We start from the raw sequence: 10,973 nt of genomic DNA, 5'->3' as shown, positions 1-10,973 counted from the left end.
GGGAGTGATTATTTACGTTTTGCAGCTCGGCGTCTTAGACCTGCATAACCCGCCATCAACACAGTTAACCAGGCTAATGAACCACTGCTGCTATTGCTTTTTGTCTCTTCAACTACGGTTGTATCTTCAACTTCATTCACCGTAAGAGTAAATGTTTCTTTTGATACTGTTGTCGGTGTATCTGTATAAGCAACCATTACTGTCACATTTACATCACCGGTAACACCCGCATTTGGTGTAACTTTCAATGTAGAACCAGATTCATGTCCCATTACTTCAATCTCTGCATTATCTGCAACGGCTGTAATAACGGTTTCTTTTCCTAGTTCATCTGTAAAGTTTACAACCAATTCAGCTACACCACCTTCATCGATAACCATATCATCCAGGCTGCTAATCGCTAATCGCTCACTGATAGTCACGACTTCGACATTCACTATCGAGGTCGATTCATGCTCACCATCTGATACTGTTACTGTAAAGCTATGCTGACCCGGCTCTAAACCCGATACCGTCGTCATCGCAGCCGTTGCATCGGCAATCACGCCATTACCTGACCATGCAAAGGTAATCTCATCGCCGTCTGGGTCAACTGATGTTGATGCATCAAGCGTGACTACTTCACCTTCAGTGATAACCACCTCAGTTGTAGCTACTTCTGCAACTGGTGCATCGCTCACACCTGTCACGGTTAGCATAAACGTGGTGCTGGCTTTATCTGTTGGGTTTTCAATATCTGATACCACAACTTCAATTTCAGTTTCACCAAAGAAGTCTGCTACTGGCGTAATTGTGACTGTTTCGCCATCCACTTCATAAGTTACATCTGCTGAAATGACCGAGATTTCATTCTTTGAATTCATTTCATCGATATGATGAACATCGAATGAAACGGCCGTTTCTTCAGTGGTGGTCATATCATCCAATGGCACAACAGTAATATTGCTAGGTACTGATACTGTCTTGGTAACCGTCTTATCAGCGGTACCTACCATTGACGTGGTCGCAATAATTTCAAGGTTTTGACCTGATGCTGAAGGAAGTACTTCTACCCACGCCGTTACTTCAAATCGTGATGACTCTGGGCCTACGTAATCCATACAAATGATGTAGTCGTCTTTTACAACTTCATCTAAGTTGTTATACGCAATATCAACAGCCAATGGGCCATCTAGAGCACCAAATGTACCAACTAAGCCTTTATAACCTTGCAAGCCAATACTGCCTTGCGGTCCAGTGCTACCAAAGTCAATATTATCATAAGCATAGTAAATTTCGTGCTCATTTTCCCCAAAGCGGGTATTAACATTAAATATTACTTCAAAGTCAAAACTGTTATCACGCTTGTCATATGTATACTCACCGCTATCCCAATCATAATTACCATTACCATAATCAGAAGCGTTATCCCACTCAATAACAGCCCAGCCTGATGTGGTGGTTGCTAGTGAGATACCTTCATTAGCCGATAAACCAACCGATAACTCATCCTTTAGCGTTCCAGAGTCGGTGTTATAGTAGCCACGCCATAATGGCGCAAGGATTTCTGGCGGATAAAACTCAGTTGGGAATTGCACATGTTGAGGCTGAATTAAACGCGCTGGAACAGGACCAACTGTACCCATACCTTTTATCTCAAGGTGACCTGTAGAAACATTTGATACACCATCATTGTTATATAGTGCATACGAATCATACTGACCATTAAACAATGTATCGATTGAGATAAAATGACCCATACGGTAGTTAGATAACCCCGTATCTGTAAAGCCCGACAGCATTGGCGAAATACCAAACTCAGAAAGGCTTACATAACCCCCAGGATTACTGTTACCAAAGTCAGGTAGGCGACACATCTCATCAGTAATGTTATCTGTTACAATATAATCCCCTGCAATATCACGGGTATCTTTTTGCAACCCACTCACAATTATTTTGTCGTCAATTACTTCAATATTAACACCTTCATCAGTCGAACTAAGTACTGAGTCGCGGCTAACACTTAAGCCTTTAGGAATGCTTAATTCAAACGAGTAATCACGGTCATACCCTGAGTTATTAGCTAAGACTTCAAAAGTTAATGGGATTTTTTCACCCACTTGCGCTTTCTCAACTGGTGCATCTAAATGTACAACATCATTACCACGGTCTAAACGCAATGGAATAGTGCCAATGTTGTCAGGGTTAACTGCTGAAGTACCAACATCGATAAGTGAATAGTAAACATCACCTTGATCCATTGCCATATCCCAATTAAGGGTCATATTGGCTGGTGTAGTCCCGTTACTAGCAGGCAGTGATACATTAAGGTTACTCGCGACCTCGTCCGTTACCGTAGCAAACGCAACTTCAAATGTTTCTTCTACCCCTACATAACCCGACTCACGGTCATTGTAAACAATAGTCCAATAGTTACCTTCTTCTGGGTTATTGATATTACAGAAGTTCTTTATTATTGGCGCGGTTGAAGCACATAAGATTTCGTCTTGTGGCTGAATAATACCATCGCCATTGTAGTCTTTACCGACAAAAAGAATCGCGTTGCCCCGGTATGAAGTCCCTTCAAGCTCAGACTCTATATCTAAGATTTCAACAGTAAAGCGCTTAGTATTAGCTGGAACTTGATTAAACTGAGTATAAACGGCTTCATCTAAAAGCTCTTCTGCTGGGAAATCACCTTCAGCCGCACCTAATTGCCAAGGGAAAGTTCTATCATCATCTTTAGGCAGCGTAAGTGTTTTAACATCTGCCTTAACAGGCTGATATGCTCTCGCTACGGGTGCTTCTGTATTAGGTAACTGTAGACCTTTTGCAATATATTGACCTTGCTCGCTATGAACATCAACTTGCATAGAAGATGGTAAATCACCGCGTTCATATTTAAACACTAATGGCCAATGCGCGTCTGCTAGCTCAGCGTTATCTGATTCAAACATCAAGTTAGTATGCAGTTCAACTTCAGCGTTGCTGGCAACATCTTGCGTATCCATGATTGACGCTTTAACAATGATGGTTTGTGTTTCGCCTGCTTTTAAGCTAAATGTGTTTGGAATAACTTCAATATTGACACCGTTTTGCGCTGCCTGGTTATTCATGTCTAAGTTCCAGTTAACAACATCACCGTGTGTCACATTCCAAGTGCCATCTTCAGTAGCCTTGATAGTACGAACCCATTGACACTCAGGTTTACACGAGAAGTTAACCAGGTTTGGCATATTGAGTTTATGCGGCGTGCCACCATTTGCTGGATCTGCAGCAAGGAAGTTATCAGCCGTTTCATCCATTACAAAGCCTGCTTTTGCAGCGCTTGCAACATTGATACGGCCCGTGCCTGCACGGTATACTTCGGCGATATCTACATTGCCGGTCGCGCTATTTAGACGGCGATATTTAACAACATTGTCTGCCGTCATTAATAGTGCAGATTGGATCTCTGTTGCTGTCCATGTTGGGTGAATTTGACGTAGTAACGTCATCGAACCTGCAACATGTGGTGACGCCATAGAAGTACCACTGATTGACGCAAAATCTTGGCCATTTGGTACTGCAGCAAACACTTGTTCATCAGAATAAGCGGCATAAATATTAACACCAGGCGCAGCCACTGCTGGCGCTAAAATATCAATATTTGAATATGAAGGGCCACGAGATGAGAACGGTGCTAACCAATCCGCGTCTTCTTCATTAACACGACGTTCAATTAAAGTCGGCTTAATGGTGATCATGTGCCCTTTTTCGCTTGAGCTATCAACCCAATCTTCTAACCCTTGGTCTGGATATACACCATTCCACTGGTCATAGGTAAAATGGACGCCAGGTAATGAATAGGCTTCAGGAACGGTCGTTTGAGCTTTATCTTCATTAAACATGATAAAACCATCAGCACCACCGGCTTTAATATGATCGATTTTTGCAGTACGCGCATTCGCTTCTGGATCTGTTGGTATGTGTCGCTGACAAACAACAATAACATTAGTGCTACCATCTGCAGCGCCAGGAATTTCTGTGCCATCTTTATAAAAATCAAATGTTGCTTCAGGGAAATCAGCAGTACAATATCCTTTACTGTCAGTTTCGCCATTTACATCTTGGTAATCTTTCGCCCAAACAACCACACCGGTGATTTCTTCGTTATTGATTGCGCCGCCAATAAGGCCTGTTTCTGACCAACTAGGTACTTCTGAACCAAGCTCAGGATCAATAAAGCCAGCATGTTCAATCGCCGTTTCAACCACAATGCTACGTCCGTGCGTTGTCGCAGCAACTTGAGCAAGCCAAGGTGATGAGTTATCTAAATAACCAAAACATTCAGCAGCACCACACGCTTGACCACTATTACCTGCTGCAGCTGCAACGTTAATACCAGCTTCGCGCGCTGCTAAAAAAGCTAGTTGTACTGGATCGGCCCAAATGTTTGAATCGGCACCACCAATCGAGAAGTTAATTACATCAACACCATCGGCAATCGCATCTTCAATACCTGCAACTAACGCCTCACCTGGACAACCTGAATACTCTGTACTGCTTGGGTAACATACCTGATATGAAATAATATTGGCATGCGGTGCAACACCTGAGATTTGCGGGAATAGCCCATATTTAAGGACTTTACCATCCATTTCGTCACCGGTGCCGGCAATCATGTATGGTACATCATAAAGTACATTACCCGCAGCCGTTGACGCAACATGTGAACCATGACCGCCGTAATCTTCACCAATTGCCGGCCAACCTGGGATCATTGCTGAATATGAATCAGTCACCACATCATATGAGCGCACACCAATCAGTTTGCTATTACACTGCACTTCATCAGGCTCTTCAACACAGTCACCAACATAATTGCCTTCGCCAAATGGATTAACATGACTATAACCATCAGCGCCTACTGCAGCAAACGAGGGGTGATCTGAATTGATACCAGTATCTATAATACCAACGATTTGGCCTTCACCTTTACCGTTAATACCACTTGGCACGCTCGTGCCATCCCACACCTGATCCGCGCCAATATGTGTAGGCCCTTCATCAGACAATAAATCATATAATTTTGAACGCATCACAGATGCAACCGTGCCAAGTTCAGCAACACGCATTGCTTCACTTTCAGTCATTTTTACTGAGAAACCATTCAGCGCTTTTGTGAACTGACGACGCATCTCTGTGCGCCCTGTTCTAGCCGTTACACTTTGCATTACTGATTGTTGAGTGGTTATTAATTTATTTTGGTATTCAACAACAGCAGACGTTGATGCTTGGCCTTTTTCAAATATTTTAGTCACACCTTGAGAGCGAAGCGAACGCGATAAAGGCGAGTCAAATGTCTGTGCTTCTAACGCAACAGAGTTACCCTTAAGCTTAACAATATAAACATGCTCGCCATCAAGGCCTTCTTCTTGGAACTTACCTTGTTGTGCGTTGACTTGTACATTTAAGCCATTGTTTTGCAACATTGACGCAGAATCTTGCGTTAAGATCTTATTCGTTAACGCTTGAATCTCAGCTGCCGTAGTATTTGGTGCTTGCAGTGTATTTTCTGTTACTGTTTTTATACTTGCAGCCTGTAGTGCCCCTGCACTACACACAGCTGTAGCAACAGCCAACGCAATTGTTTTGATCTTCATACATTTCCCCAAAGTGATAAAAAAGAAAAAATAATTATTCAGTAAGCATGAATATCCATTTCAACTTAGGGTTATATTCAACCACATCAAAAGCGATAAATAATTCAACTTCATGTAGCGTTTTGTACATACATTTAACATTTGACTATCATTGCTTGCTCTTAATCTCTCAAAACCTTTTTAATACCAACTAACAAGTTCACTAAGGATCAATGTAAACGCAGGCCACCCATTGATAGAAAGATATGAAGCCATAAACTACAAATTATTACATTAAGGTAGATATTTTAATGCTAGAATCAGGCAAGGAAAAAAATAATAAGTAAGGAAATAAACATGATAAAAAATACTGCTATCCTAGCTTTAAGTCTGACTATTAGTGCATGTACTAATATCAAACTTAACTCAAATGTTGATGATTATTTTATAGCGAGCCATGTAGCTAGAGATGATTTATACGAGTTCTATAGTGGACAGCAAGCCACTGAAAGTGGTGCAATATTACTTGGTCGAATTGAAGGAATGAGCTGCATGGCTTCTCAAGATGGTCGCCGAATTGATATTGATATTAGTAAAATGAAAAATGAGGCCATTGAACTACTAAAGCAAGATGCAATTAGTAGAGGAGCAAATGCATTTCTTGTTGAACAGTGTCAAAGTTTTACTAACGCAGGCTATGGATGTGATCGGGCTTTTTTATGCACAGGGCAATCCTACGACTATGAATAAGCTTTAGACTACATATTAAGAGCAAAGCTTAGCAGCACACGCTTACCAGATTCTATTTTAGATACGCTGTGTTCATACATATCTGGTCTAAACAAATACACGCGATTAAACCAGTTAATAATGCACTTGGTGCATTTAAATACACCACCCGCTTTAGGCTTTACCAATACAAAATTAAGTTTGTAATAGCGCCCTTGCTGCACGGGATCAATATGCTTCATAACACTGTGGTTAGTCGGGTAGGTTACTAAATTTATTGAAAATGTGTGACTGCTAAATAGGGCTTTATTTTTTACGGTTGCTAACATACGGCCTCCCAATGCTTTATCAGACATATTGTATCATCAGGTTGCGTCTATACGCGTGAAAATAACCATGCCTATATATCATGATATATAGCCAAACAGCCTGAAACAAAAAAGCCGAACTATAATAAGTTCGGCCTTTTAAAACACATCTTTTGCGTTATGCGCTTGGGTACTCACGATAAGCACGCTCAATATTTTTTGCCTGCTTTTTAGAGATACCTAAGTGAGCAAGCGCAACACGTAAACGAGCACGCGATAAATCAGAGCCTAAAATTTCCATCGCATCAAGTACAGACGTTGATGACGTTTTACCTGTGATAGCCACAAAGATAGGTTCTAAGAAGTCTTTGATCTTTAACTCATGGAAGGTCGAAACCGCTTTAGCGATAGCAAATATTTCAGGCTTCTCCCAGCTACGTAAGCCTTCAAGTTGCCAAATAAAGAACTGTAATGCTTGGCGAATAACATTCTCATCTGCTTTTCCAGCAGTTAATAATGCAGGGTCATAAGTTGGAATACCACCAACAAAGTGCCCTGCTAAGTCAACCATATCAGAGAGTGTGTTGATACGTGTTTTCGCTTCTGGTAACACCTTAGCAAGCATATCGCCGTTAAACTTCCAATCAACAAAACGCTGCATCAACTCTGCATCGGTTAGGTTTTCACGGATCCACATGCCGTTTAACCAGCTTAACTTATCAACGTCAAACACCGGGCCACCCAGTGATACTCGTTTCATATCAAAGTGTTCAATCATCTCAGCAAGGGTGAACTTTTCACGCTCATCAGGCATTGACCAACCCATGCGGCCTAAATAATTAAGTACCGCTTCAGGTAGATAACCCATTTCTTTGTAGTAGTTGATTGAGGTTGGGTTTTTACGCTTAGATAACTTTGATTTATCAGGGTTGCGTAATAATGGTAAGTGGCCCAGTACAGGCGCTTGCCAACCAAAGTCTTCATACAATTTTAGTAACTTAGGCGCTGAGTTTATCCACTCTTCGCCACGGAAAATATGACTAATTTGCATGTGATGATCATCAACCACGTTTGCAAGAAAGTAAGTCGGGAATCCATCGGCTTTAAGTAGCACTTGCATGTCTACATTTTCCCATGGGATCTCAATCTCACCACGTAGATAATCGTTAAACTTAAATGTGCCCTCAGATGGGATCTTCATACGAATAACGTAAGGCTTACCTGCAGCTAAGTTCGCTTTAATTTCTTCTTCTGTTAGCTTTAAACCACGACCATCGTATTTAGGGCGCAGGCCTTCAGCCATTTGCTCTTCACGCATTTGGTCCAGTTCTTCGCTGGTTGCAAAGCAGTAAAATGCCTTACCTTGTTCAACAAGTTGATGAGCATACTTTTTGTATAAATCGCTGCGCTCAGATTGACGATATGGGCCGAACTCGCCGCCCACATCAGGGCCGTGATCCCACTCAAGCCCTAACCAACGCAAGCTATCCATAATCGCTTGTTCTGATTCTGGTGTGCTACGAACTTGGTCAGTATCTTCAATACGAAGTACAAATTCACCACCTTGCTGTTTAGCAAAACAGTAATTAAACAAGGCGATATAAGCTGTGCCAAGATGCGGGTCACCGGTTGGTGACGGAGCAACACGAGTACGGATTGTCATGGTATATTCTCTTTAAAAAAGGACTATAAAAGTTGCCCAAATGCTAGCATAGCAAGGGCAATTTTCGAAGTGGTAGCGCGCGTTATGCCGCGACTTTATCTAAATAGGCAATAATATCGTTTGATTCATATAGCCAATTAACCTGGCCATTTTCTTCAATACGCAAGCAAGGCACTTTAATTTTACCACCTTGCTCTAATAACTCTTGGCGATATTGCTGATTATTCTTCGCATCACGCGTATCAACTTTTAAACCTTGTCGCTTTATCGCTCGGCGCACTTTGACGCAAAAAGGACAGGCTTTAAATTGATAAAGTTTAAAATGACTGGTTGTTTGATCGAGCGTAGCTTGCTCAGCCGCAGGGCGTTTTTTACTACGTGGGGTAAAAATAAAATTAAAGAATAAGATTAAACTACCTAAAAGCCAACGAACTAATTTCATTTTATCACCCTATTTAACAACAAATTTGAGGGCACGGATTTTAGCATAACAGCTAATAAAATAGCATCAAAAAAGCTCAATACCGTCGTCAACACTGTCGGGTTCTTGTTCTATCTCCAGTTCAGTATAAGCGGTTACCTGGTTACGACCATTATTTTTCGAGTGGTATAGTGCAAGATCAGCTTTATGAACCAATACCGACACCATATCGATCTCACTTAACGCTAAAAACCCAGAGCTAATAGTCAAGTTATTTACTTGTGGAAACGGGTATTCAGCGACATTACAACGAACCCGGTTTAGCATATTTCGTGCATCATGTTCATCACTCGCTTGAAATAACACTGCAAACTCTTCACCGCCATACCTAAATATAAAATCATCAATTCTAAAGCTATTTTTTATCAAGCGAGCAACGAGTAAAATAACCTCATCACCAATAACATGACCAAAGTTGTCATTTACCCGCTTAAAGTGATCAATATCCAGCAAGGCTAAAAACCAATGTGACTGCTTCGAAGACGACCTTGTAGAGGTAATAAATGTGTCACCTGAGATAATCTCAATGACTTTTTTATCAAACGTTTGGCGATTTAAAAGCTCAGTGAGGGGATCTAACCGAGAGCGATGAATTAATGCCAATTGATTAGCATAAACATTAAGCACATGTACGGCGAGCATAATGCTTCTTTCAGGTAGTTCATATTCCGACTCAACAAGCAAAACGCCAATGACTTCACCTAAGTAATAGGTTGGGATATAACTCGTATAATGACCAAAGGCGCTGCTAATGCGAATTTTGTTTTTCGCCACTTTTTGTAAAATTAAGTTGACCTCTTGACTCTCAAGAGGCTCTAATGAAGAGTCTGGATTAAGCAGCAAAGGCGGTATATCTTTGCCAAAGTGCTTATTCACATACAGCGCAAAATCTTCAATATCTGGCAACTCTGTAATGGCAGATAACAGCGCCTGATCTAAATCAGGTTCTTCTTCTTGCTGTGTTATTGAAACAATCCACTCATGCCCGCACGAGTTAGTCATTTAAAAATCAACCTAAACAATACATAACGCTAAGTTTAGGTCAGCATTTAAATTTTACTAAATAACTAAGCGAATATGCTAAAAAAGTACCAAATCATCACGGTGGATTACTTCTGCACCGCAATCAAAGTCCAATAATCGAACGATTTCACTCGAGTGACAGCCTTTGATTTTATCGACTTCTTGGCTATTAAAGCGCACAACCCCACGTGCTACTAACTGATAGTTTAAATCAACCAGGTCAACTAAATCGCCTCGACTAAACTGACCTTTTGCGACACGAATACCCTTTGCTAATAAGCTAGCACCTTGCTGCTGGATTGCTGCAGTTGCGCCATCATCAATGACAACTTGGCCATTACTTTTTGGCCCAGCTAATAACCACTTTTTACGACCATCGCGAGGGGCTGTTAGTTTTAAAAATCGAGTGCCAGGTAGTTGCTCACTCATGCAATTTAAAATAACATTTTTACCAGCGCCTTTGGCAATAACCACTTCGACTCCAGCACGACGTGCTATATCAGCAGCTTGCAACTTTGTTGCCATTCCGCCGGTGCCTAAACTAGTGCCACTGCCACCAGCGAGTTGTCGTAATTCATCGTCAATATGACTAACTTTTTCAATGAGTTGAGCGTTACTATCAGTACGCGGATCGCTGGTAAATAAGCCTTCTTGATCAGTTAATAACAGTAGCTTATCTGCGTTGGCTAAAATGGCGACTAAGGCGGATAAATTATCGTTATCTCCGACTTTTATTTCACTGGTTGCAACGGCATCATTTTCGTTAATAATCGGCACCACATCATGGCTTAATAACGCCGTTAAGGTGTCTCGGGCATTAAGGTAACGATCACGATCGTCTAAATCAGCACGAGTTAACAGCATCTGGCCGACATTAATGCCATACAGTGCAAATAGGCTTTGCCAAATATGGATAAGCTGCCCTTGACCAATGGCTGCTAACATCTGTTTATCGATAACAGAGCGTCCGCAGGGTTTAATTAATTGCTCTCGGCCTGCGGCTACAGCTCCACTTGAAACCATAACTACTTGGTGTCCTTGCTTTTTCAGTTCACTACATTGTCGAACCAACTCAACCATGTGTGCCTTATCTAGTTTATCAGTGCCACCAGTGAGAACACTTGTTCCCAGCTTTACAACTACTATCTGCGCCCTTTTCATCGTGA

7 protein-coding genes are annotated in these 10,973 nt (G+C 41.5%); 1 reads left to right on the top strand and 6 read right to left on the bottom strand.

Annotation, left to right across the window (positions count from 1 at the left end; translation table 11 throughout):
• Positions 1-8: 8 nt before the first annotated feature.
• Positions 9-5,624: a S8 family serine peptidase gene (locus tag NQT69_RS13550; RefSeq protein ID WP_256828216.1), complete on the bottom strand. Its 5,616-nt coding sequence runs from the start codon at positions 5,622-5,624 to the stop codon at positions 9-11.
• A 336-nt stretch (positions 5,625-5,960) separates the two neighbouring features.
• Here NQT69_RS13550 and NQT69_RS13545 point away from each other — a divergent pair, with 336 nt between their 5' ends.
• A complete protein-coding gene (locus NQT69_RS13545) occupies positions 5,961-6,353 on the top strand; it encodes a hypothetical protein (protein ID WP_256828213.1) in 393 nt (130 codons plus the stop codon).
• Between the two features lie 8 nt (positions 6,354-6,361).
• Here the strand turns inward: NQT69_RS13545 and NQT69_RS13540 are convergent, their stop codons facing one another.
• The 5 genes from NQT69_RS13540 to proB form a co-directional block, all read right to left on the bottom strand.
• A complete protein-coding gene (locus NQT69_RS13540; protein ID WP_256828212.1) occupies positions 6,362-6,661 on the bottom strand; it encodes a 2OG-Fe(II) oxygenase in 300 nt (99 codons plus the stop codon).
• Positions 6,662-6,818: 157 nt separating this feature from the next.
• Positions 6,819-8,303, bottom strand: a complete 1,485-nt coding sequence (gene gltX, locus NQT69_RS13535; protein ID WP_256828210.1) for a glutamate--tRNA ligase — start codon at positions 8,301-8,303, stop codon at positions 6,819-6,821.
• An 82-nt stretch (positions 8,304-8,385) separates the two neighbouring features.
• Entirely contained in the window at positions 8,386-8,745 is a 360-nt protein-coding gene (locus NQT69_RS13530; RefSeq protein ID WP_256828209.1) for a glutathione S-transferase N-terminal domain-containing protein, read from the bottom strand.
• A 66-nt stretch (positions 8,746-8,811) separates the two neighbouring features.
• Positions 8,812-9,786 carry a GGDEF domain-containing protein gene (locus NQT69_RS13525; protein ID WP_256828208.1) on the bottom strand — a complete coding sequence of 325 codons (975 nt, stop codon included), beginning with the start codon at positions 9,784-9,786 and terminating at the stop codon, positions 8,812-8,814.
• Positions 9,787-9,864: 78 nt separating this feature from the next.
• Positions 9,865-10,968, bottom strand: coding sequence for a glutamate 5-kinase (gene proB, locus NQT69_RS13520; protein WP_256828207.1), 1,104 nt, complete (start codon positions 10,966-10,968; stop codon positions 9,865-9,867).
• Positions 10,969-10,973: the final 5 nt, after the last annotated feature.

The organism is Pseudoalteromonas shioyasakiensis (assembly GCF_024518675.1).
Taxonomy (GTDB): Bacteria; Pseudomonadota; Gammaproteobacteria; order Enterobacterales; family Alteromonadaceae; genus Pseudoalteromonas; species Pseudoalteromonas shioyasakiensis_B.
This window is presented reverse-complemented; position numbering and strand designations above follow the sequence as displayed.

Bases quoted from the DNA above. Each gene is read 5' to 3' on its own strand.
- NQT69_RS13530 (WP_256828209.1), bottom strand. From the start codon at position 8,745: ATGAAATTAGTTCGTTGGCTTTTAGGTAGTTTAATCTTATTCTTTAAT.
- gltX (WP_256828210.1), bottom strand. From the start codon at position 8,303: ATGACAATCCGTACTCGTGTTGCTCCGTCACCAACCGGTGACCCGCAT.
- proB (WP_256828207.1), bottom strand. From the start codon at position 10,968: ATGAAAAGGGCGCAGATAGTAGTTGTAAAGCTGGGAACAAGTGTTCTC.
- NQT69_RS13525 (WP_256828208.1), bottom strand. From the start codon at position 9,786: ATGACTAACTCGTGCGGGCATGAGTGGATTGTTTCAATAACACAGCAA.
- NQT69_RS13550 (WP_256828216.1), bottom strand. From the start codon at position 5,624: ATGAAGATCAAAACAATTGCGTTGGCTGTTGCTACAGCTGTGTGTAGT.
- NQT69_RS13540 (WP_256828212.1), bottom strand. From the start codon at position 6,661: ATGTTAGCAACCGTAAAAAATAAAGCCCTATTTAGCAGTCACACATTT.
- NQT69_RS13545 (WP_256828213.1), top strand. From the start codon at position 5,961: ATGATAAAAAATACTGCTATCCTAGCTTTAAGTCTGACTATTAGTGCA.